Origin of the sequence: Pseudomonas sp., from assembly GCF_002796985.1 — a bacterium.
Taxonomy (GTDB): Bacteria; Pseudomonadota; Gammaproteobacteria; order Pseudomonadales; family Pseudomonadaceae; genus Pseudomonas.
The window spans coordinates 301,039-323,103 of sequence record NZ_PEKX01000008.1 but is presented as its reverse complement, the minus strand read 5'-3'; the positions used below and the strand labels follow the sequence as shown (position 1 = coordinate 323,103).

The 22,065-nt window shown below is 62.1% G+C and carries 18 protein-coding genes and 2 tRNA genes; 4 read left to right on the top strand and 16 right to left on the bottom strand.

The window, feature by feature from the left end; genetic code table 11:
* Nucleotides 1-11 precede the first annotated feature (11 nt).
* From CTR55_RS14150 to CTR55_RS14135, 4 genes are all read left to right on the top strand, one after another.
* Nucleotides 12-3,128: a DUF748 domain-containing protein gene (locus CTR55_RS14150; RefSeq protein WP_296287071.1), complete on the top strand. Its 3,117-nt coding sequence runs from the start codon at nt 12-14 to the stop codon at nt 3,126-3,128.
* 11 nt (nt 3,129-3,139) lie between these two features.
* Nucleotides 3,140-3,430: a DUF2845 domain-containing protein gene (locus CTR55_RS14145; RefSeq protein WP_139791700.1), complete on the top strand. Its 291-nt coding sequence runs from the start codon at nt 3,140-3,142 to the stop codon at nt 3,428-3,430.
* Nucleotides 3,431-3,444: 14 nt separating this feature from the next.
* On the top strand, nt 3,445-3,750 hold the full coding sequence (locus tag CTR55_RS14140) for a DUF2845 domain-containing protein (RefSeq protein WP_296287137.1): 306 nt from the start codon (nt 3,445-3,447) through the stop codon (nt 3,748-3,750).
* A 73-nt stretch (nt 3,751-3,823) separates the two neighbouring features.
* Entirely contained in the window at nt 3,824-5,278 is a 1,455-nt protein-coding gene (locus tag CTR55_RS14135) for a rhomboid family intramembrane serine protease (protein WP_296287069.1), read from the top strand.
* A gap of 256 nt (nt 5,279-5,534) precedes the next feature.
* Here CTR55_RS14135 and CTR55_RS14130 read toward each other — a convergent pair whose 3' ends face one another.
* From CTR55_RS14130 to ftsH, 16 genes are all read right to left on the bottom strand, one after another.
* A complete protein-coding gene (locus tag CTR55_RS14130) occupies nt 5,535-5,882 on the bottom strand; it encodes a BON domain-containing protein (RefSeq protein ID WP_296287067.1) in 348 nt (115 codons plus the stop codon).
* 192 nt (nt 5,883-6,074) lie between these two features.
* Nucleotides 6,075-7,496: a DUF4013 domain-containing protein gene (locus CTR55_RS14125; RefSeq protein WP_296287066.1), complete on the bottom strand. Its 1,422-nt coding sequence runs from the start codon at nt 7,494-7,496 to the stop codon at nt 6,075-6,077.
* Nucleotides 7,497-7,590: 94 nt separating this feature from the next.
* On the bottom strand, nt 7,591-9,696 hold the full coding sequence (gene pnp / locus CTR55_RS14120; protein WP_296287065.1) for a polyribonucleotide nucleotidyltransferase: 2,106 nt from the start codon (nt 9,694-9,696) through the stop codon (nt 7,591-7,593).
* A 167-nt stretch (nt 9,697-9,863) separates the two neighbouring features.
* The gene (rpsO, locus tag CTR55_RS14115; protein WP_017518939.1) at nt 9,864-10,133 is read right to left on the bottom strand and encodes a 30S ribosomal protein S15; all 270 of its coding nucleotides are present in this window, start codon (nt 10,131-10,133) and stop codon (nt 9,864-9,866) included.
* A 98-nt stretch (nt 10,134-10,231) separates the two neighbouring features.
* Nucleotides 10,232-11,146 carry a tRNA pseudouridine(55) synthase TruB gene (gene truB, locus CTR55_RS14110; protein WP_296287063.1) on the bottom strand — a complete coding sequence of 305 codons (915 nt, stop codon included), beginning with the start codon at nt 11,144-11,146 and terminating at the stop codon, nt 10,232-10,234.
* Nucleotides 11,147-11,149: 3 nt separating this feature from the next.
* On the bottom strand, nt 11,150-11,539 hold the full coding sequence (gene rbfA / locus CTR55_RS14105) for a 30S ribosome-binding factor RbfA (RefSeq protein WP_296287062.1): 390 nt from the start codon (nt 11,537-11,539) through the stop codon (nt 11,150-11,152).
* Nucleotides 11,540-11,645: 106 nt separating this feature from the next.
* Nucleotides 11,646-14,171, bottom strand: coding sequence for a translation initiation factor IF-2 (gene infB / locus CTR55_RS14100; protein WP_296287061.1), 2,526 nt, complete (start codon nt 14,169-14,171; stop codon nt 11,646-11,648).
* Between the two features lie 27 nt (nt 14,172-14,198).
* Entirely contained in the window at nt 14,199-15,680 is a 1,482-nt protein-coding gene (gene nusA, locus CTR55_RS14095) for a transcription termination factor NusA (protein WP_296287060.1), read from the bottom strand.
* A gap of 45 nt (nt 15,681-15,725) precedes the next feature.
* Entirely contained in the window at nt 15,726-16,184 is a 459-nt protein-coding gene (gene rimP / locus CTR55_RS14090) for a ribosome maturation factor RimP (protein WP_296287058.1), read from the bottom strand.
* Between the two features lie 127 nt (nt 16,185-16,311).
* Nucleotides 16,312-16,388 (bottom strand) — tRNA-Met (locus tag CTR55_RS14085).
* A gap of 91 nt (nt 16,389-16,479) precedes the next feature.
* Nucleotides 16,480-16,565: transfer RNA gene (locus CTR55_RS14080), tRNA-Leu, on the bottom strand.
* Between the two features lie 16 nt (nt 16,566-16,581).
* Nucleotides 16,582-16,974: a preprotein translocase subunit SecG gene (gene secG / locus CTR55_RS14075; RefSeq protein WP_296287056.1), complete on the bottom strand. Its 393-nt coding sequence runs from the start codon at nt 16,972-16,974 to the stop codon at nt 16,582-16,584.
* A gap of 2 nt (nt 16,975-16,976) precedes the next feature.
* Entirely contained in the window at nt 16,977-17,732 is a 756-nt protein-coding gene (gene tpiA, locus CTR55_RS14070) for a triose-phosphate isomerase (protein ID WP_296287054.1), read from the bottom strand.
* A 65-nt stretch (nt 17,733-17,797) separates the two neighbouring features.
* The gene (glmM, locus tag CTR55_RS14065) at nt 17,798-19,135 is read right to left on the bottom strand and encodes a phosphoglucosamine mutase (RefSeq protein WP_296287053.1); all 1,338 of its coding nucleotides are present in this window, start codon (nt 19,133-19,135) and stop codon (nt 17,798-17,800) included.
* The gene (folP, locus tag CTR55_RS14060) at nt 19,132-20,001 is read right to left on the bottom strand and encodes a dihydropteroate synthase (protein WP_296287052.1); all 870 of its coding nucleotides are present in this window, start codon (nt 19,999-20,001) and stop codon (nt 19,132-19,134) included. Before folP ends, glmM begins: the two co-directional genes overlap by 4 nt.
* Before the next feature lie 9 nt (nt 20,002-20,010).
* Nucleotides 20,011-21,927, bottom strand: coding sequence for an ATP-dependent zinc metalloprotease FtsH (gene ftsH, locus CTR55_RS14055; protein WP_296287136.1), 1,917 nt, complete (start codon nt 21,925-21,927; stop codon nt 20,011-20,013).
* Nucleotides 21,928-22,065: the final 138 nt, after the last annotated feature.

Here is a 22,065-nt window from a genome sequence, read left to right as displayed (position 1 = left end):
CGACTCTCGCCATGCCCAAAGGATTGAAGCGCGCCATCGGCGCGGTTGTGCTACTGGTTCTCCTCTACTGCCTGCTGGGCTTCCTCATCCTCCCCGGCATCGGCCTGCGTATAGCCAACCAGCAACTGGCTCAATACTCGACCGTCCCGGCACGCCTGGAACGTATCGAATTCAACCCGTTCAGCCTGGAGCTCACCCTCTGGGGCTTGCACCTTGGCCAGGACGGACAGGAGCAGGTACGTTTCCGTCGGCTCTACGCCAACCTCGAACTTGACAGCCTGTGGAAACGCAGGCTGCACCTTGCCGATGTCGAACTGGACGCGCCCCATACCGAACTGCTGTTCGCCGAGAACGGCACGCTGAACCTAAGCCGACTGTTCAAGATCCCCCCCAGCGAACCGACACCGGTAGCGGAAGAACCCAGCCAGCCATTCCCGCTGCGCATCGACCGCATCCGCCTGGCCGAAGGCAGCCTGCACTTCCTCGACCGTCGCCCGAGCGAGCCGGTGGAGTTCGTCTTCGACCCGATGGGCTTCGAACTGCGCAACCTCAGCACCCTGCCGGACGACGGCGCCGAGATGACCCTGATCGCCACTGGCCCCCACGGCGGCAAGCTCGACTGGAAGGGCGACCTGAGTATCGTGCCCTTCACCTCCAAGGGCAGCTTCACCCTCGAAGGCGTGCCGCTGAAGGCCTGGTGGCCCTACGTACGGGACAACGCTCCGCTGAACCTGAACAACGGCATCCTCAGCCTGGCATCCGACTATCACCTGGACCTGTCGAAAGATACCCAGCTGATGCTGAACAAGGCCGCCATCACACTGCGCGACCTCGACCTGACCTCTCCGGACGGCAAGCCGCTGGCCAAGCTCGCCACGTTCGACGTCGCCGATACCACCCTGGACCTCGCCAAGCGCGAAGTGGTGGTCGGCCAGATCCGCAGCCAGGGCCTGGAAGCCTGGGCGGCGCGGGAGAAGGACGGCCAGCTGGACTGGCAGAAGCTCTTCGCCACCTTCAAACCCTACAAGCGCCCGGAGGAGCCCACGCCACAGGCGCAGACGGCTCCCGAGCCAACCCCCACCACAGCGACAGCTACGCAGCTCGCCAAGGAACAACAGGCCTCGACCGAGCAGCCGGAAGCCAAACCCAGCGCCCCCACCGGGACCGCCCGGACCGAGCCAGCCAAACCGGCATCCCCGTCCAAGCCCGAAGCCAAGCCCGCCGAGGCTGACAAGACGCCGCAAACGGCCGAGCAGACCAAACCAGCCGAGCCGCAGAAGCCATGGCACGTCGTCCTGCGCGACACCCAACTGCGCGGCTACAAGGCTCACTTGGCTGATCGTGCGCCAGGCAAGCCGGTCAACCTCGAAGTAGGCCCACTGGACCTGGACCTGCAGAACCTCGACAGCGGCCTTACTTCGCCACTGCAGCTCAAGCTCAAGACCGGTCTCGGCCCGCGCGGGCAGATCGAGGCCAGCGGCCAGGTCATTCCGAATCCGGTCAGCGCCCGACTGAAGGTCTCGACTCGCGACATCGACCTGCGCGTCGCCCAGTCCTACATCGACCCGTTCATTCGCCTGGAACTGCGCAGCGGACTGCTGTCCAGCGATCTGAACGTCGACCTAAAGGGCACTGACCCGCTGGCTTTCAGCGTCAACGGCAGCGCCCAGGTGACCCAGTTGCATACCCTGGACACCCTCAAGAACCGCGACTTCGTCAAATGGACCAAGCTGACCCTCGACGGCCTGGCCTATAAACACGGCGACAGCCTGGTCATCCAGACCGTGTCGCTGGAAGAGCCCTACGCGCGTTTCATCATCAACGAGGACCGCACGACCAACGTCAGCGAGCTGATCATTCCGCAGCCAGAGTCCGCATCATCTCCAGCGAACAAAGGCGGTAGTGCGGGCGGCGCGAGCAAACCGCTGGGCATCCGCATCGGCGGCGTGAAGATCAACAACGGCTCGGCCAACTTCGCCGACCTGACCTTGCGCCCGGACTTCGCCACCGCCATCCAACAGTTGGGCGGCGAGATTGGCACCATCGACAACCGCAATCCGGCGCCGGCATCGGTAGACGTGAAGGGCAAGGTCGACAAGTACGCGCCGGTCACCATCAAGGGCAGCCTCAACCCGTTCTCGCCGCTGGAGAAGCTGGACATCGCCACCAGCTTCAAACGCGTCGAACTGACCACTCTGACGCCCTACTCCGGTAAGTTCGCCGGCTACCGCATCCGCAAGGGCCGGCTGAACCTGGACCTGCACTACCAGATCACCCAAGGCAAGCTCAAGGCCGACAACAAGGTGCTGGTGGAACACCTGCAACTGGGCGAGAAGGTCGACAGCCCCGACGCCGTGGACCTGCCGGTGAAGCTGGCTATTGCCCTACTCAAGGACGCCAACGGCAACATCGATATCCAGTTGCCGGTGGAAGGCGACCTGAATAACCCACAGTTCAGCGTCATGCCCATCGTCTGGCAGACCCTGCGCAATCTGGTCGTACGCGCCGTCCAGGCGCCGTTCAACTTCATCGCCGGTCTGGCCGGTGGTTCCGGCGGCCCGGACCTGAGCAACGTGGTGTTCGCCCCCGGCTCCAGCGAACTGGACGCCAGCGCCCAAGGCAATCTCGACAAGCTGGCCGAAGCCCTCAAGCAACGTCCTGCACTGAAGCTGGAGGTCGAAGGCGTCGCCGCGGCCAGTAGCGACGGCCCGCTGCTGGCCGACAAACGCCTGAAGCAGGAATACCAGAAGAACTACTACAGCATGCTGCAGCGCCGGGGCGACAAAGTACCCAGCGATCCCAGCCAACTGGAGGTGCCGGATGACCTGCAACCGGTCCTGCTCGAAGGCGTCTACCGCGCACGCCTGAAGATACAACCGCCCGCGGAATGGCAGGAACTCAGCAAGGACGAGCGCTCGGCGAAGATGCGCCAGGCCGTGCTCGACTCCTGGAGCGACAACCAGTTACTGCTGCGTAAACTCGGTCAGGAGCGCGCCACCCAGATCAAGGACTACCTGGTCGCCAAGGGCGGCCTGGGCGACGACCGTATCTACCTCATCGACGTGAGCTTCGGCGAAGCGGAGAATGGTGGCAGTGTGGCCACCCAGCTTCACCTCGATAGCGAATAAGGAGTCGTTCGATGAAAGCCCTGACCTGGATGTCCTGCGCCCTGCTGCTTTGCGCGGCGGGCGCCCAGGCGGAAAGCATGCGTTGCGGCAGTGCCCTGATCAACGCCGGCGACCGCGCCTGGGAGGTCGAGCAGAAGTGTGGTGCTCCGGATCATCGCGACGAAGTCGGCTATACCCTCGGCGGCTACGACCGCCGCGAATACCGCGTCGAGGAGTGGGTCTACGGACCGCGCAACGGCACCAGCTACATCCTCACCTTCGAAGCCAACAAACTCAAAAGCATCGAGTTCAAACGCAATTGAAGACAACTCCCCTTCTGCGCATCGCTGCGCTGCTGTTGCCCCTCAGCTTTGCCGCCACCGCCACCCAGGCCGCCAGCCTGCGCTGCAGCAGCAAGCTGATCAGTACCGGCGATGTCACCAGTGACGTGCTCAGCCGCTGTGGCGAGCCGGTCAGCCGTTCCTTCCTTGGCTACAAACAGGTACCCGGAGAGCGCTACGGCGAAACCATGGAAGTGGCCGTGGAGGAATGGATCTACGGTCCCTGGAGCGGCATGCTGTACTTCGTCCGCTTCGAAGGTAACCGCCTGAGCGATATCCAGAGCAAGCGCAGCGGCAACTGACAGGCGTGCTGGCGAGATGCTAGTCTCGCCGCCACTCAAGCACTCACGCCATTTGGGCCAAGGATCGGTCGCCATGGTCATCGTCCCCGCCGAGCACCCGCTGGACTGGAAGAAGCCTCCGGTCATCACGCTGCTGCTGATCGTCATCAATGTACTGATCTACTTCGGCTACCAGGGTGGCGACAGCACCCGGCGCGAAGAGGCCGTGCGCGTCTATCTCGACCAGGAACTGCTCAGCCATGAGCGCCCACTGTTCAGCGCCTCGCTGGAGCGCCGCGACCGGCTGGAGGCCGACCAGCAGCGTGCGCTCGAAGCCCTGCCGCGTCAGCAACTGGCCTGGCTGGTGCTTTCGGACCTGGAGTTCGGCCATGAGCTGCGCGCCCTGCCCGCCTTCCAGCAGGACGCTGCATGGCAAGCTTCGCGCCTGAAGGCCGAAGCGGCCCGCGACCAGACCAGCAGCCTGCGTTTCGGCTTCGTCCCCGAGCGCTTCACCGTTCAGGGCCTGTTCGGCTCGATGTTCCTGCACGGCAGCTTCTGGCACCTGGCCGGCAACTTGGTATTCCTGTTCATCTTCGGCTTCGCCCTGGAGGCGGCGTTGGGGCGCGCTATGTACCTGGGCCTGTACCTGTTCAGTGGCTTGTGCTCCGGGCTGCTGTGGTGGGCGCTGGACCCTTCCTGGGTACCCGGCATCGGTGCCTCGGGCGCCATCTCCGGCCTGATGGGTATGTACATAGGCGTGTACGGCCTGCGCCGCATCCGCTTCTTCTACTGGCTCGGACCGCTGATCGGCTACCTCAAGGCGCCGGCGCTGTGGATCCTGCCGCTGTGGCTGGGCAAGGAGCTGTTCGGGCTGATCCGCGCCGCCGACCATGTGAACTACTACGCGCACATCGGCGGCCTGGTCTCCGGCTTCCTCGCCGTCTGGCTGCCACGCAAGCTGGGGCGGATGCCGGTCGACGAGGCTTACCTCGCGAAGGAAGACCCGGATGCGCCCTTCAAGCGCGCCCTGGCGTCCCTGGACGAGCAGATCGGCCGCTTCGCCCTCGACCAGGCCGCCGCACGCGGCTCAGAGCTGCTGCGGCAGTTTCCTGGGCAACCGGTGCTCGTCGAGCGCCTCTACGGAGTGGCCAAGGGGCGACAAGACCGCACGCTGATGAGCGAAACCCTCAAGCAGCTGTTCGCCCTGCCGCCCTCACCCGCAGCCGATGCTCTGCTGCGCCGACTCGCCGAAGAGAGCGTCGCCCGCGACGCGGGGCTGCTCGCCCATCCAACCATTCAACTGCACCTGCTGCGCAAGCTGCTGCAACGCAATGAGGCAGCCCTGGCGCTGCACAGCTGGCGCCGCCTGGCACGCTCTGGGCAGTTACCCGAACCACTGCCCGGCCTGACCCTGCAACTGGCCAAGCTGATCGGCCAGAAGGGCGACCTGCAGGCGGTGCGGGAACTCTCGCGCTTCCTCCGGCAGCACTACCCGGAAGCCGACCCAACCCGCCAGCTGACGATCTATCAACAGCATCTCGCCCCCTGATCTTGTCATGAAGAAGCCCATGAAAAAGCCCCACCGGTTTGCCGGCGGGGCTTTGGATCGATCCTGTTTCCGAACGCTGCAGTAGGCGACTGAAGCCTCGGGCTCCCTCCTCTGCTTTCTCGCGGCTCCAGCCGTAGCGCACTTGCAGTTTGTCTACCAGTTACTCGGCCTGTCCGTCCGCCGCCTGTAGATCATCGTCAGTATTCCCGGACGACCCTCCTGTTCGAGGTTGAATAGCGAGAGGAGCGCACACCCCTTACTCGACCGACTTCAGGCCATCGGCTGACACCGCGGTGACGCCCTTGATGCCCTGGGTGGTCTTCACGGCCAGCTCTCTCTCGGCGTCAGACTTAACGGTACCGGACAGGGAAACCACGCCCTTGTTGGTTTCGACCTTGATGTTGGTACCGCTGATGTCCTTGTTGGCGATCAGGCTGGATTTCACCTTGCTGGTGATCCAGGTATCGGAAACCGCCTCTTCGGTTTTCTGGACTGTCTCGTTGGCGGCCAGCGTCGTCGGCTGGGCGAACACCGAGTTGGCGAACGAGAAGCTCAGGGCGGTTGCGGTGGCGGCGGCAAGAGCCAGTTTGTTGAAACGTTTCATGGCAGTTTCTCCTGAATGATTGGAAAACTGCGACCCATACCTGGCAGCAGTTGCACAAGGAATGTCGCAAGCGCTATGCCAGTTTTGCCAATCAAATAAAAACCATATAAATCAGTATGTTATATTTAAAAACAGAAACGAAACGCTTGCAGCTTGCACAATTCACCGCTGACTTTCGTGCAGGTTGCACGATCAGGCTCCGGAATTTCTGCCCAGCTTGGCGAGCACAGCCTCAAGCTGCACCACCTCCCCCATCTGTTCGAACTCCGGGTAGCGCTGACGAATGAAAGCCAGCAGCTGCTGCGCTGGCTCGACCTGCCCCAGCTCTTCGGAGAATGCCCGTGCAGCCATCAGGTAGGCGCGGGGAATGCCGGGGTAATCCGGGAAACGCTTGTGCAGGTTGCGCAGCAGGCTCAGCCCCTCGCGGGCCTTGTGCCGCTCGATCAGGACTTCGGCGATGCGCTCGCAGACGCTCGGGTCCTCCGGCAGGTAATCCGCCTGCAGTTGCCGAGCATTGAGGAAGGCGCTGGCGGCAAGCTGAGGATTGAGCCGGCTGGCCAGGCCAAGATAGTGCGGCAGGTGGTTCAAGCACTCGGTGCGCTCGTTCAGGGCGAAGAGCAGCTGGTGATAACGTTCGTTCAGTTTCAGGTCCTGGCGACCTTCTCGCAGGGCGGCGACCAGGATCTCCAGGGCTGCGCCGGTCTGCCCCTCCTTGACCCGCACCTCCGCCTCGGCCATCGCCTTGCGACGGTGCCATTCCGGCGCGGCAAAGCCGGCTGGCGCATCGTCCCCGGCAGAAACGTAGCCCAGCTCCCCCTGATACTGGAACACCGCGTAACCCATCATGGCGCACATCACCACGCTGAAATACCCGGTCAGCCCAGCCACCACGGGCACCATCACCACCCTTGGCAAGCCGTGGGAAAGCAGCCAGCCGACGTAGCTGGGCGACTGCCAGAGAATGAACAGGAACACGCAGAGGATCAGGTAACGCCAGCCCATGGCCGCGATCACCTGCCCTACCTCACTGGGGCTGAGGGCCGCCCGCAGGCTCTTGTCCAGCGAGAGACGGATGATGCTCGCCGGCAACACCAGCATGATGGCAATGTTGACCGCCCAGTAGATCGCCTCGCTATGAAAGTCAGTCGCCAGCCAGAGCAGCACCAGGGCAATCAGGAACACTGCCAACTGCTGGAAGAATGTCTGCAGGCTGTCGACCCTGAACGCTTCCAGCAGCCCCGGGGCGTCCTGACCACCAAAGCTGGCCGCTTCGATCACGCTGTGCAGGTATTTGGTCGCCACGCTGAGTAGCGCGATCCACAGCAGCAAGCTCGCGGGCATGAATACGCAGGCCAGTGCCAGCAAGGCACAGAAAGCCAATGGCCCTGCCTGGAAGCCATAGGCGAAGAACTTCGACAGGCGCTCCCAGAAGGGTTGTGCGGTATTGGCCGCGCCCAGGAAGCGCAGGTGGCCACGGCACAGCGGGCAGGATGGCGTGTACTCCGGAGCGTCGGCGTTGAGCGGAATGCAGCAGTCGCCGTAAAGTCGCTCGCACGGCTGGCATTGCCAGGTCGCAGGCTGGGCACTGTGGTAGTGACAGTAACGCTTGTCCATCTCGGGGCATCCTTGGAACGAGATCGGCGAATAGCGCATTTTCAAGGCAAAAAAAGAGGGCCCGCAAGGGGCCCTCTTCTATTTCACCGATTGCTTATACGCCAGAGGCTTCAGCAGCGGCTACGTCCTTGATGGACAGCTTGATGCGGCCACGGTTGTCCACGTCGAGCACCAGGACTTTGACTTCCTGGCCTTCCTGCAGAACGTCGGTGACCTTGTCGATGCGCTTGTCGCTGATTTGCGAGATGTGCACCAGACCATCCTTGCCCGGCAGGATGTTGACGAAGGCGCCGAAGTCCACGATGCGCTCGACCTTGCCGACGTAGATCTTGCCGATCTCGGCTTCCGCGGTGATACCCAGGACGCGCTGTTTGGCGGCCTCGGCAGCTTCCTTGGTTTCACCGTAGATCTTCACGCTGCCATCGTCTTCGATGTCGATCGAGGCCTTGGTCTCTTCGCAGATGCTGCGAATGACTGCGCCGCCCTTGCCGATGACGTCACGGATCTTGTCCGTGTCGATCTTCATCTGGATCATGGTCGGAGCGTTTTCGGACAGCTCGGCACGCGGAGCGGCGATGACCTGGTTCATCTGGCCGAGGATGTTCAGGCGAGCTTCCAGGGCCTGGCCCAGGGCGATCTCCATGATCTCTTCGGTGATGCCGTTGATCTTGATGTCCATCTGCAGGGCGGTGACGCCCTTGTCGGTACCGGCGACCTTGAAGTCCATGTCGCCCAGGTGGTCTTCGTCACCCAGGATGTCGGTCAGGATGGCGAACTTGTCACCTTCCTTCACCAGACCCATGGCGATACCGGCAACCGGCGCCTTGACCGGAACACCGGCGTCCATCAGAGCCAGGGAAGCACCGCAAACGGAAGCCATGGAGCTGGAACCGTTGGATTCGGTGATTTCCGACACTACACGGATGGTGTAGGGGAACTCGTCCTGGGTCGGCAGCATGGCAGCAACGCTGCGGCGTGCCAGACGGCCGTGGCCGATTTCACGACGGCCCGCGCTGCCCATACGGCCACACTCGCCTACCGAGAACGGCGGGAAGTTGTAGTGCAGCATGAAGGGGTCTTTGCGCTCGCCTTCGAGGGTGTCGAGCAGCTGTGCGTCACGGGCGGTGCCGAGGGTGGCAACGACCAGAGCCTGGGTTTCGCCACGGGTGAACAGCGCAGAGCCGTGGGTCTTGCCCAGTACGCCGACTTCAACTCTCAGCGGGCGAACGGTGCGGGTATCGCGGCCGTCGATACGCGGTTTGCCGTTGACGATGTTTTCACGAACGGTGCGGTATTCCAGCAGGCCGAAGACGTCTTTGACTTCACCCGCGGAGAACTGGCCTTCGCCTTCGCCGGCGAACTTGGCGACGATTTCGTCACGCAGCGCGCCCAGGGCGGCATAGCGGTCCTGCTTGACGGTGACGGTGTAGGCTTCGGAGATAGCGGCACCGAATTCGGCCTTGATGGCGCTGACCAGAGCGGTGTTCTCCACCGGAGCGGTCCAGTTCCAGGTCGGCTTGCCGACTTCGGTAGCCAGTTCGGCAACAGCGCGGATGACCGACTGGAATTCTTCGTGTGCGTAGAGCACGCCGCCCAGCATCTGGTCTTCGGTCAGCTCGTCGGCTTCGGACTCAACCATCAGCACGGCGTCGGAGGTACCGGCCACGACCATGTCGAGGCTGGAGCTCTGCTGCTGCTCGTAGGTCGGGTTGAGGATGTAGCCAATTTCCGGGTGGAAGCCAACGCGTGCTGCACCGATCGGACCGGCGAACGGAATGCCGGAGATCGCCAGGGCGGCGGAAGTGCCGATCATGGCAGCGATGTCCGGATCGGACTTCTTGTTGGTCGAAACGACGGTGCAGACAACCTGCACTTCGTTCATGAAACCTTCGGGGAACAGCGGGCGGATCGGACGGTCGATCAGGCGCGAGGTCAGGGTTTCCTTCTCCGAAGGACGACCTTCACGCTTGAAGAAACCACCGGGGATGCGGCCGGCTGCGTAGGTCTTCTCCTGGTAGTGCACGGAGAGCGGGAAGAAGCTCTTGCTCGGGTCGGCCTGCTTGGCACCTACGACGGTGCACAGCACGGTGACGTCGTCCATGGTGACCAGGACGGCACCGGTGGCCTGGCGGGCGATGCGGCCAGTCTCGAGGGTTACGGTCGATTGACCGAACTGGAATTTCTTGGTTACCGGGTTCACGGTTTTTCTACCTTCGCTTAGTTGCCTTGGGGGAAATGGCGGAAATGCCGGGAGTCGGACCCGATGCGATTCCCAAAAAAGCGAGAAGCCGGGAGCCCAAGGCCGACGAGCGGTTCGCACCGCTCATCAGCCCCAGACTCCCAGCTTCCCACTTCAGGCTTGCCGTCTTAGCGACGCAGGCCCAGGCGACCGATCAGGGCGCTGTAACGAGAGGTGTCCTTGCTCTTCAGGTAGTCCAGCAGCTTACGACGCTGGTTAACCATACGGATCAGGCCACGACGCGAGTGGTGGTCTTTGCCGTTGGCCTTGAAGTGGTCCTGCAGCTTGTTGATGTTGGCGGACAGCAGTGCAACCTGCACTTCCGGGGAACCGGTGTCGCCTTCAGCTTGCTTGTACTCGTTAACGATCTGGGCTTTTTCTTGGACGCTCAGTGCCATGATGGGGCTTCCTCTGAGGTAACAGGCCAGGGACTTGTCCCTGTGTTCATATAAGAGGAGTGACCGTGCCTGCTGACAGCCACCCTCGGGTTTCGGCCTTACGACCGAATCAGTCGACGTGGCGCCAAGCGCCCGTCTTCGGTCACTTCACCGATACCGATGAAGCGACCTTCGTGATCCTGCACCCGCAGCATGCCGAACTTCGGCACCTCGGGAGCGCGTACCGGCTGACCATGCAGCCAGTAGTAGGTGCTGTGCTCGGACAACTGCAGCAGCGGCCAGTGCTCCAGGCCGGCATCCACCGGCAACAGGAAGCGATCCAGTGCCTCGTTGCCGCCCTCGGCATGGGCCTTCTCGAGCTCCTCCAGCGTTACCGACTGGTTCAGCTGGAACGGCCCGGCCTGGGTCCGGCGCAAGGCGGCGACGTGTGCGCCACACCCGAGTTCGCGACCGAGGTCTTCGACCAGGGTGCGAATATAGGTGCCCTTGCTACAGGAAACGGCCAGGGTCGCACGGGGTGACTCGAAGGCGAGCAATTCCAGGCGCGCAATAGTAACAGAACGCGCTTCGCGCTCCACTACCTCTCCTGCACGGGCCAACTTGTACAGCGGCTGGCCATCCTTCTTCAGGGCCGAATACATCGGCGGCACCTGCTCTATGTCGCCACGGAAGCGCGGCAGCTGGGCCTCCAGCGCTTCCCGACCGACGGTCACCTCGCGCTGCTCCAGCACCTCACCCTCGGCATCGCCGGTGGTAGTGGTGGTACCCAGCAGGGCCACCGTCTCGTAAGCCTTGTCGGCATCGAGCAGGTACTGGGAGAACTTGGTCGCCTCGCCGAAGCACAGCGGCAACACGCCGGTGGCCAACGGATCGAGGCTACCGGTGTGGCCGGCCTTCTCGGCATTGAGCAGCCAGCGCACCTTCTGCAGGGCCTGGTTGGAACTCATGCCCAGCGGCTTGTCGAGAATCAGCACACCGTTGACCGCACGGCGAATGCGTTTGACCTGCGCCACGGCTTACTCCTTGGAGTCGCCGCCATGGCGGCGATCTTCTGCCACCGCGCGCTCGATCAGCGCCGAAAGTTCTGCGCCGCGGCGAATGCTGGCGTCGTAGCTGAAGTGCAGTTGCGGCACTGTGCGCAGCTTCATCGCCTTGCCCAGGTGCATACGCAGGTAGCCAGCCGCATCGTTGAGGATGCTGGTGTTCTGCTTGACTACTTCGGCATTGTCGTCCTGGCCCATCACGGTGACATACACCTTGGCATGGGATAGATCGCGGGCCACATCGACGCCGGTGATGGTCACTAGGCCGAGACGGGGGTCCTTGATTTCACGCTGGATCAGCAGCGCCAGTTCGCGCTGCATCTGGTCGCCGATACGCTGGGTACGGCTGTACTCTTTGGCCATTTTCCTAACCTACTTACCCGAGCCGTGAGGCTCCGGGCCTGAAAGCGGCAAACGCCCGGGGCAGCTTTTGAGCTGGCCCGGGCGCTGCGTTCACGCTCGAATACCCTTACAGAGTACGAGCGACTTCGACCTTCTCGAATACTTCGATCTTGTCGCCGACGCGAACGTCGTTGTAGCTCTTCACACCGATACCGCATTCCATGCCGGCACGGACTTCGGCGACGTCGTCCTTGAAGCGACGCAGGGATTCCAGCTCGCCTTCGAAGATCACCACGTCGTCGCGCAGTACGCGGATCGGACGGTTGCGGTGCACCAGACCCTCGGTAACCATGCAGCCGGCGACCGCGCCGAACTTCGGCGAACGGAACACGTCACGTACTTCGGCGATACCCAGGATGTTCTCGCGAACATCGCTGCCGAGCATGCCGGTCAGGGCTTTCTTGACGTCTTCGATGATGTCGTAGATCACGTTGTAGTAACGCATGTCGAGGCCTTCGGACTCGACGATCTTGCGCGCACCCGCGTCAGCACGGACGTTGAAGCCGAACAGCACCGCGTTGGAGGCCAGCGCCAGGTTGGCATCGGATTCGGTGATACCACCGACGCCGCCACCGACCACGCGAACCTGCACTTCGTCGTTGCCCAGGCCGCTGAGCGAGCCCTGCAGAGCTTCCAGAGAACCACGCACATCGGACTTGAGGACGATGTTGAGGGTCTTCTTCTCTTCCTGGCCCATGTTCTCGAAGATGTTTTCCAGCTTGCCAGCGTGGGCACGAGCCAGTTTCACTTCGCGGAACTTGCCTTGGCGGAACAGAGCGACTTCGCGGGCCTTCTTCTCGTCGGTGATCACGGAGACTTCGTCACCCGCATCCGGCGTACCGTCCAGGCCGAGGATCTCGACCGGAATGGACGGGCCCGCTTCCTTGATCGGCTTGCCGTTCTCGTCGAGCATCGCACGGACGCGGCCGTAGTTGACGCCAACCAGAACCATGTCGCCCTGACGCAGAGTACCGTCCTGGACCAGCACGGTGGCTACCGGGCCACGGCCCTTGTCCAGACGCGATTCGACCACTACGCCACGGCCAGGGGCCGACGGGGTAGCTTTGAGTTCGAGCAGTTCGGCCTGCAGCAGAACAGCTTCAAGCAGCTCGTCGACGCCAGTACCCAGTTTCGCGGACACATGAACGTAAGGAGCATCGCCGCCCCACTCTTCCGGAATCACATCCAGCGCGGCCAGGCCGTTCTTGATGTTGTCCGGGTTGGCGTCCGGCTTGTCGATCTTGTTCACCGCAACCACGATCGGCACGCCAGCTGCTTTCGCGTGCTGTACGGCTTCCTGGGTCTGCGGCATCACGCCGTCGTCCGCCGCCACCACCAGGATGACGATGTCGGTTGCCTGGGCACCACGGGCGCGCATCGCGGTGAACGCGGCGTGGCCAGGGGTGTCGAGGAAGGTGACCATGCCGCGGTCGGTTTCCACGTGGTAGGCGCCGATGTGCTGGGTGATACCACCGGCTTCGCCAGCAGCCACCTTGGCACGACGGATGTAGTCGAGCAGCGAGGTCTTGCCGTGGTCGACGTGGCCCATCACGGTCACGACCGGTGCGCGGGAGACCGCTTCACCTTCGAACTTCAGCGATTCGGCCAGTTGCTCTTCCAGGGCGTTCTCGCTGACCAGCTTGACCTTGTGGCCGAGCTCTTCGGCGATCAGCTGAGCGGTTTCCTGATCGAGTACCTGGTTGATGGTCACCGGGGTGCCCATCTTGAACATGAACTTGACGACCTCGGCACCCTTCACCGACATCTGCTGGGCGAGTTCGCCCACGGTGATGGTCTCGCCGATATTCACTTCACGCACAATCGGTCCTGTCGGGCTCTGGAACCCGTGCTGGTTACGCTTCTTCAGCTTGCCCTTGCCACGGCCACCGCCGCGACGGCCAAAGCTGTCGTCGTCGTCGCCACCACTGCGCACGACGCGCGGTGCAGTGGTCTTTTCCTTTTCCTTGATCGACGGGCGATGCTGGGCATGCTTGCGATCACGGCGCTCGTCTTCCTCGTCACGCTTGGGAGCACGACGCACTTCTTCCTTCTTGTGGCCATCCGCGGCTGGAGCAGCGGCGCCCGGCGCGGCCGGAGCCGGCGCAGCAGCGCGCGGTGCTTCGACAGCAGCCGGAGCGGCGGCAGCGGCAGGCGCAGCAGGCTGACGAGCAGCATCCGCCTGACGACGGGTCTCCTCTGCAGCAGCACGCTGACGAGCTTCTTCCTCGGCCTTCAGGCGTACCGCTTCTTCCGCGGCCCGCTGTTCATCCAGCTCACGCTGACGATCGGCTTCAAGCTCTTCGGGGCTGCGCTTGACGTAGGTTTTCTTCTTGCGAACCTCGACGCTGACAGTCTTGCTGCCAGCGACCCGGATGGTCGAGGTGGTCTTGCGTTGCAGGGTGATCTTGCGCGGCTCTTCCGCACGCTCACCGTGGCTGCCTTTCAGGTGGGCCAGCAGCGCTTGTTTCTCGCTGTCGGTCACTACCTGCTCGGCGTCGTTATGGGGCAGACCCGCTTCGCGCATCTGCTGCAGCAGGCGCTCCACCGGCGTATCGACCGTCTTGGCCAGTTCTTTCACCGTGACTTGCGTCATGCACTTCTCTCCTCAGGCCGCGAATGCTTACTCGAACCAATGGGCCCGGGCGGCCATGATCAACTTGCCGGCACGCTCTTCGTCCATGCCGTCGATGTCGAGCAAGTCGTCAATAGACTGCTCGGCAAGATCTTCACGGGTGGTTACGCCACGCAGTGCCAGATCCACAGCCAGCTCTTTGGTCATACCATCGAGGCTGAGCAGGTCTTCGGCAGGTTGTGCGTCGGCGAGTTTCTCTTCAGTGGCGATGGCTTTGGTCAGCAGGCGGTCCTTGGCGCGCGAGCGCAGCTCGTTGACGATGTCCTCGTCGAAGCCGCCGATGCTGAGCATTTCTTCCATCGGTACGTAGGCGATTTCTTCCAGGGTGGTGAAACCTTCTTCCACCAGAACCTGGGCGAGTTCTTCATCGACATCCAACTCGTCAACGAAGCGCTGCAGGATGTCGCCAGTTTCAGCCTGCTGCTTGGCCTGGATATCGGCCTCGGTCATTACGTTCAGGGTCCAGCCGGTGAGCTGGCTGGCCAGACGTACGTTCTGGCCACTGCGGCCAATGGCCTGGGCCAGGTTGTCTTCGGCGACGGCGATATCCATGGTGTGGGTATCTTCGTCGACGATGATCGCCGCCACTTCGGCCGGAGCCATGGCATTGATCACGAACTGCGCGGGGTTGTCGTCCCAAAGAACGATGTCCACGCGCTCGCCGCCCAGCTCGCCGGAGACGGCCTGGACGCGGGAGCCACGCATACCGATGCAGGCACCCTGCGGGTCGATACGCTTGTCCTTGGAACGAACGGCGATCTTGGCGCGCGAACCCGGATCACGGGCGGCGGCCATCACGTCGATCAGTTGCTCGGCGATTTCTGGTACTTCGATGCGGAACAGCTCGATCAGCATTTCCGGCGCGGTCCGCGACAGGATCAGCTGCGGGCCGCGGTTCTCGCTGCGAATTTCCTTCAGCAGGGCACGCACGCGGGTGCCGACGCGGAAGGTTTCACGCGGAATGATCTGATCGCGGGCCAGCAACGCTTCGGCGTTGTTGCCCAGATCGACGATCACGTTGTCACGGGTGACCTTCTTGACGGTGCCGGAGATGATCTCGTTGACCTTCTCTCGGTAGGCGTCGACCACCTGAGCACGCTCGGCCTCGCGAACCTTCTGCACGATGACCTGCTTGGCGGTCTGGGCAGCGATGCGACCGAACTCGATGGACTCGATCTTTTCTTCGATGACCTCGCCGGCCTTCATGCCGGGGTGCTCTTCCTGCACGTCTTCGACGGTCAGCTCCGACGCAGGATTGGAGTAATCCTCGTCCTCGACGATGTTCCAGCGGCGGAAGGTTTCGTAGTTGCCGTTGGCGCGGTTGATTTCCACGCGCAGGTCAACCTCGTCCTCGAAACGCTTTTTGGTCGCAGTCGCCAGGGCCAGCTCCAGCGCTTCGAAAATCACGCCAGGCGGTACACCCTTCTCGTTGGATACCGACTCAACAACCAGCAGTACTTCTTTGCTCATCGTACGCCTCGCCTTTCAATCCATTGGAATCCGCGCTCTGGCGGCTCACTCAAATCGGGGAATGATGTTGGCCTTGTCGATCGAGTCGACCGGCAGCAGGTATTCGTGATCGTCCACCAGGACCACCACATCCTGCTCCTCCACACCACGGAGAATGCCCTGGAAATTGCGACGCCGTTCGAAAGGCGTACGCAGCTTGATCTTCACCTGCTCGCCGACATAGCGGGCGAACTGCTCAAGGGTGAAGAGCGGCCGATCCATACCGGGCGACGACACTTCAAGGGTGTACTCGCCACTGATCGGGTCTTCCACGTCCATGATGCCACTGACCTGACGACTGACGATTTCGCAGTCATCGATCAGGATGCCTTCCGGGCGGTCGATATAGACCCGAAGCAGGGAATGACGACCTTGAGAAATGAACTCCAGGCCCCAGCACTCATAGCCGAGCGCCTCTACTACAGGGGCCAACAAGGCCTGCAACTGTTCTAGCTTGCTCGACACCTGATCGCCTCGCGTATGCTGTAGAAACAAAAAATGGGCGAAACGCCCATCCCTTAAGGACCGCCCTGAACCGGCGGCGCGGACTGTCCAGCTAGCAAAAAGCCCCTGAAAAGGGGCTCTGCCAAACTGGTTGCGGGAGCTGGATTTGAACCAACGACCTTCGGGTTATGAGCCCGACGAGCTACCAGACTGCTCCATCCCGCGTCAAAGCTGGTGCAAAATTATACGGTTGAGCCCCTTCAAGGTCAACCGAAACTCCTAAACGAAAAGGCCCGCACAGCGGGCCTTCCGTATATGGTACCGAGGAGGGGACTCGAACCCCTACAGCCTATGGCCACTACCACCTCAAGGTAGCGTGTCTACCAATTCCACCACCTCGGCAAAAACTCTTGCCTGCTTACTTCTGCTCAGGAGCTGCCGGAACGTCACCGTTACCGCCTGCAGGGGCTTGAGGCTGCCCTTGCGCGCCCGGCACATCATTTGCTGCCGGAGCTTGTTCCTGCTTCTGCTCCATCACTGCCGGATCAGGAAGTCCGACGTGACGAATCATATCAGCTTTTTCTTTAGCAAAATACGCTAAACCCAAGCTGGTAATGAAAAAAACTGCAGCGAGGACAGCGGTGAAACGACTCAGGAAGGTAGCAGAGCCCTGGCTACCGAAAACAGTACCCGAAGCACCCGCACCAAACGACGCACCAGCGTCAGCACCTTTGCCTTGCTGAAGCAGGACCAGCACAACCAGACCCAGCGCCATCAGCAGGTGAATCACGATTACAACTGTTTCCAACATCTTCAGTTTCCTGCGGCGCGACAGATCGCACCGAACTCATCTGCATTCAGGGAAGCTCCACCAATGAGCCCCCCATCGATATCCGGCATGCCGAAAAGCTCGACAGCGTTGGCGGCCTTGACACTACCGCCGTACAGGAGACGAAGGCCGCGAGCCACCTCTGCGTTTTCCGCCGAGATCTGCGCGCGAATCGCCGCATGCACTTCCTGGGCTTGCTCGGGAGAAGCCGTCAGCCCCGTCCCAATCGCCCACACCGGCTCGTAAGCCACAACGGCGCGGGAAAAAGCCCCGACACCTAGATCTTCGATCACCGAGCCCAATTGGCGCCCGACAACCTCAAGAGTCTTGCCCGCCTCTCGCTGCTCACGGGTTTCACCCACGCACAGGATCGGCACCAGGCCACACGACTGAACCGCCGCAAACTTGCGACTGATCACACCATCACTCTCACCCAGGATCAGGCGACGCTCGGAATGACCAACCAGTACCAGGGAGCAATTTGCATCCGCCAACTGACTGGCTGCAACCTCGCCCGTCAAGGCACCCTGCATCGGCTCAGTCGCGCAATTCTGCGCGCCAACGGCAACCGACTTCCCATTCAGACCTTGAACGACCTGACTGATGTACAGACAGGGCGGAAACACCGCCACATCGACACCCGTGGGAAGAGCCAGTTGACGTAGACCTTTGATCAGCTCCGTTACGCTGGAGTGGGTACCGTGCATTTTCCAATTACCGGCCACTAAGGGTCGACGCATGCTGTACCTCGCTGAGCAAAGTGGGCGCAGATGTTACTCGACGATTTTGGAACTGACAAGAGAAATCAAGCACATACCTTTGTAACGACCTTCGCCAACTGCTCGGCATAGGCGCGAACGCGAGCCTCATCGCCACCCTCAACCATCACCCGCACTAAAGGCTCAGTACCAGACTTGCGCAGCAGGACGCGGCCGCGACCCGCCATTTCCTCGGTCACCTTGGCGCAGGCCTCCTTCACCGCAGGATGTTCCAGCGGATCAACACCACCTGCAAAGCGCACATTGATCAACACCTGCGGGCACTTGCGAATACCCATGCGCGCCTCGGCGAGGTTCTGGCCGCGAGTTTTCAGCGCCATCAGCACCTGCAGCGCCGCGATGATCGCATCCCCCGTTGTAGTGTGCTGGCAGCAGACCACGTGGCCGGAGTTCTCGCCGCCCAACTGCCAGTTGCGCGACTGCAGCTCTGACATCACGTAGCGATCTCCGACCTTGGCGCGGGCAAAGGGAATATGCAGCTCCTGCAGAGCGAGCTCCAACCCCAGGTTGCTCATCAGCGTCCCGACTACACCGCCATGCAGCTTGCCGCGATCGAGCATATCGCGGGCGATGAGATAAAGAATCTCGTCACCATCAATGATTGCCCCCGTATGGTCGACCATCATCACCCGGTCACCATCACCGTCGAAGGCGATACCGATATCGGCATGCTGTGCCAGCACGACCTCCTGCAGCGCCCCCATATGAGTGGAGCCACAGTTGTCGTTGATGTTCAGACCATTAGGTTCAGCACCGATGACGAACACCTCGGCGCCCAACTCGCGAAATACGTTCGGAGCGATCTTGTAGGTCGCGCCATGGGCGCAGTCGAGAGCAATACGCAAACCTGCGAAGCTGGTGTTCGACGGCACGCTGCTCTTGCAGAACTCGATGTAGCGACCAGCAGCGTCGTTGATCCGAGACACCTTGCCCAGGCGCGCGGACTCGACCACCGTCATCGGCGCATCGAGCAACTCCTCGATGATCAGCTCGACCTCGTCAGGCAACTTGGTGCCCTGGCCTGAGAAGAATTTGATGCCATTGTCGTCATGCGGGTTGTGCGAGGCGCTGATGACGATCCCCGCTTCGGCGTGGAAGGTGCGGGTCAGGTAGGCGATACCCGGAGTCGGCATGGGGCCGAGCAACATCACGTCAGCACCGGCAGCGGAGAGCCCTGCCTCCAGCGCGGACTCGAACATGTAGCCGGAAATCCGCGTGTCCTTGCCTACCAACACGCGGCACTTGCCTTGCTGACGGAAGGCCATCCCCACGGCCCAACCCAACTTGAGCACGAAGTCCGGCGTGATCGGCGGCGTACCAACGCGTCCGCGGATTCCATCGGTACCGAAATACTTCCTGCTCATGCGGGCATCCTCTCTTCCGTTGCACTTTCCACTGCGTGAATCATTCGAACCACATCCACGGTCTCAGCGACATCGTGAACGCGGATGATGCTGGCTCCCCTGGCGACTGCCAAAGCCGCCAGCGCGAGACTACCGAACAGGCGCTCTCGCACCTCCCGCCCGAGCGCTCGGCCGATCATGCTCTTGCGCGAGACACCAACCAGCATCGGGCAGCCCAGCTCCCTCAACCGGTCCATCTGCCGGAACAGGTTCAGGTTGTGATTCTGGGTCTTGGCAAAACCGAAACCAGGATCGAGCACTATCCGATCTCGGGCAATGCCCACGGATTCGCACGCTGCAATACGCTCTGCGAGGAAGCCACGAACCTCCTGAAGAATGTCTGCATACCGCGGGTCATCCTGCATGCTGCCCGGCTCGCCTCGCATATGCATCAGGCATACCGGAAGCCCGGTATCGAGAGCAGCGTCCAGCGCGCCATCTCGCTGCAGGGAGCGCACATCGTTGATCAATCCGGCACCAAGGCGAGCCGTCTCGCGCATGACCGCCGGAGTGGACGTATCCACCGAAATCACCACGTCCAGCTCCCGAGCGATCGCCTCGACAACCGGTGCGACGCGCTCCAGCTCCTCGGTGGGCGAAACCACGCGCGCGCCCGGACGAGTCGACTCGCCGCCGATATCGATCAGCGTCGCTCCGGCCGCGACCATCTCCGCCGCATGACGCAAAGCGGCATCGTGCTGATTGAAGCGCCCACCATCGGAGAAGGAGTCAGGGGTGACATTGAGGATGCCCATGACGTGCGGGCGGCTTAAATCAAGAACCCGGTTGCCGCAAGGCAACCGGGTCGGGTGGTACAACGAACTCATTCAGTACTCTCAGTGTTCGCCGGCGGGCCCGCCAATCGGGTTTTCCTGGCGACCGTCGTCACGCGGTGCGGCAGCATTGCCGGAGGAACCGGAGCCCCCCCCCTGCCAATCACGCGGCTCGCGCGGTGTGCGGCCGGCCATGATGTCGTCGATCTGGTCGGCGTCGATGGTTTCGTACTTCATCAGCGCGTCGGCCATCATATCGAGCCTGTCGCGGTTCTCTTCCAACAGGCGCTTGGCGATGCCGTAGCAGTCATCGATGATGCGACGCACTTCCTGGTCGATCAGCTTGGCCGTCTCGCCAGAGATACTGGAGTGCTGGCCACCCGCGCTACGACCAAGGAAAACTTCGCCCTCCTCTTCCGCGTACATCAGCGGGCCGAGCTTCTCCGACAGCCCCCACTTGGTGACCATGTTTCGCGCCAATTGAGTGGCACGCATGATGTCGTTGGAGGCACCGGTGGTCACCCCTTCGAAGCCCAGGGTCATCTCTTCAGCGATACGACCGCCAAATAGCGAGCAGATCTGGCTTTCCAAGGCGCGCTTGGACAGGCTGTAGCGATCCTCTTCCGGCAGGAACATGGTCACGCCCAGGGCACGGCCACGCGGGATGATGGAAACCTTGTAGACCGGATCGTGCTCCGGAACCAGACGACCAACGATGGCGTGGCCGGCTTCGTGGAACGCGGTGTTCTTCTTCTCCTTCTCGGACATGACCATGGTCTTGCGCTCGGCGCCCATCATGATCTTGTCCTTGGCCAGCTCGAACTCACGCATATCGACGATGCGCTTGTTGGAGCGGGCAGCGAACAGCGAAGCTTCGTTGACCAGGTTGGCCAAGTCGGCGCCGGAGAAGCCCGGAGTGCCGCGCGCGATCACAGCCGGGTCGACATTGTCGCCCAGCGGAACCTTGCGCATGTGCACTTTGAGAATCTGCTCGCGACCGCGAATGTCCGGCAGGCCGACCACTACCTGACGGTCGAAGCGGCCCGGACGCAGCAGTGCGGGGTCGAGTACGTCCGGACGGTTGGTCGCGGCGATGACGATGATGCCGTCATTCATTTCGAAGCCGTCCATCTCCACCAGCAACTGGTTGAGGGTCTGCTCGCGCTCGTCGTGACCGCCACCCAGGCCGGCGCCACGATGGCGGCCGACGGCGTCAATCTCGTCGATGAAGATAATGCAGGGGGCGTGCTTCTTGGCCTGGTCAAACATGTCGCGAACGCGTGAGGCGCCCACGCCGACGAACATTTCCACGAAGTCTGAACCGGAAATGGTGAAGAACGGCACCTTGGCTTCACCGGCAATCGCCTTGGCGAGCAGCGTTTTACCGGTACCGGGCGGGCCGACCATCAATACGCCACGCGGAATTCGGCCGCCCAGGCGCTGGAACTTACCCGGATCGCGGAGGAATTCTACCAACTCACTGACTTCTTCCTTGGCCTCGTCACAACCAGCGACGTCGGCAAAGGTGGTCTTGACCTGGTCTTCCGACAGCAGGCGAGCCTTGCTCTTGCCGAAGCTCATCGGGCCGCCGCGACCGCCGCCGCCGCCCTGCATCTGGCGCATGAAGAACATGAAGACTGCGATGATCACGAGGATCGGGAAGCTCGCTACCAGGAGCTGCGTCCAGATGCTCTGCTGCTCAGGCTGCTTGCCTTCGACAACCACGTTGTTGTTGACCAGGTCGCCGATCAGGCCATTGTCCTGGATCGCCGGGCGGATGGTCTTGAAGGTGTCACCATCCTGGCGCTTGCCGGTGATGACATAGCCGTCGACGGTTACGCGCTCGACCTTCCCGTCCTTCACCTGCTGGATGAAGTCGGAATAGTTGAGCGTCTGCGGCTCGCTCGGGCTGGAGAAGTTGTTCATCACGGTGACGAGTACCGCCGCGATGATCAGCCACAGAATCAGGTTCTTTGCCATGTCGTTCAATTGACTACCCTCTGAAGCCGGCTCCGCCCTGGAAACCGCTTCTCACGACGGCCAGACTCCTTCCGGCCAAAATTACTACACAACCCCTGCAGCGCGGCAGGCGCCGTCTGTAACCCTTTATGAACTCCG

Bases quoted from the DNA above. Each gene is read 5' to 3' on its own strand.
- CTR55_RS14150 (WP_296287071.1), top strand. From the start codon at position 12: ATGCCCAAAGGATTGAAGCGCGCCATCGGCGCGGTTGTGCTACTGGTT.
- CTR55_RS14145 (WP_139791700.1), top strand. From the start codon at position 3,140: ATGAAAGCCCTGACCTGGATGTCCTGCGCCCTGCTGCTTTGCGCGGCG.
- CTR55_RS14135 (WP_296287069.1), top strand. From the start codon at position 3,824: ATGGTCATCGTCCCCGCCGAGCACCCGCTGGACTGGAAGAAGCCTCCG.
- CTR55_RS14130 (WP_296287067.1), bottom strand. From the start codon at position 5,882: ATGAAACGTTTCAACAAACTGGCTCTTGCCGCCGCCACCGCAACCGCC.
- CTR55_RS14125 (WP_296287066.1), bottom strand. From the start codon at position 7,496: ATGGACAAGCGTTACTGTCACTACCACAGTGCCCAGCCTGCGACCTGG.
- rpsO (WP_017518939.1), bottom strand. From the start codon at position 10,133: ATGGCACTGAGCGTCCAAGAAAAAGCCCAGATCGTTAACGAGTACAAG.
- rbfA (WP_296287062.1), bottom strand. From the start codon at position 11,539: ATGGCCAAAGAGTACAGCCGTACCCAGCGTATCGGCGACCAGATGCAG.
- infB (WP_296287061.1), bottom strand. From the start codon at position 14,171: ATGACGCAAGTCACGGTGAAAGAACTGGCCAAGACGGTCGATACGCCG.
- nusA (WP_296287060.1), bottom strand. From the start codon at position 15,680: ATGAGCAAAGAAGTACTGCTGGTTGTTGAGTCGGTATCCAACGAGAAG.
- secG (WP_296287056.1), bottom strand. From the start codon at position 16,974: ATGTTGGAAACAGTTGTAATCGTGATTCACCTGCTGATGGCGCTGGGT.
- tpiA (WP_296287054.1), bottom strand. From the start codon at position 17,732: ATGCGTCGACCCTTAGTGGCCGGTAATTGGAAAATGCACGGTACCCAC.
- glmM (WP_296287053.1), bottom strand. From the start codon at position 19,135: ATGAGCAGGAAGTATTTCGGTACCGATGGAATCCGCGGACGCGTTGGT.
- folP (WP_296287052.1), bottom strand. From the start codon at position 20,001: ATGAGTTCGTTGTACCACCCGACCCGGTTGCCTTGCGGCAACCGGGTT.
- ftsH (WP_296287136.1), bottom strand. From the start codon at position 21,927: ATGGCAAAGAACCTGATTCTGTGGCTGATCATCGCGGCGGTACTCGTC.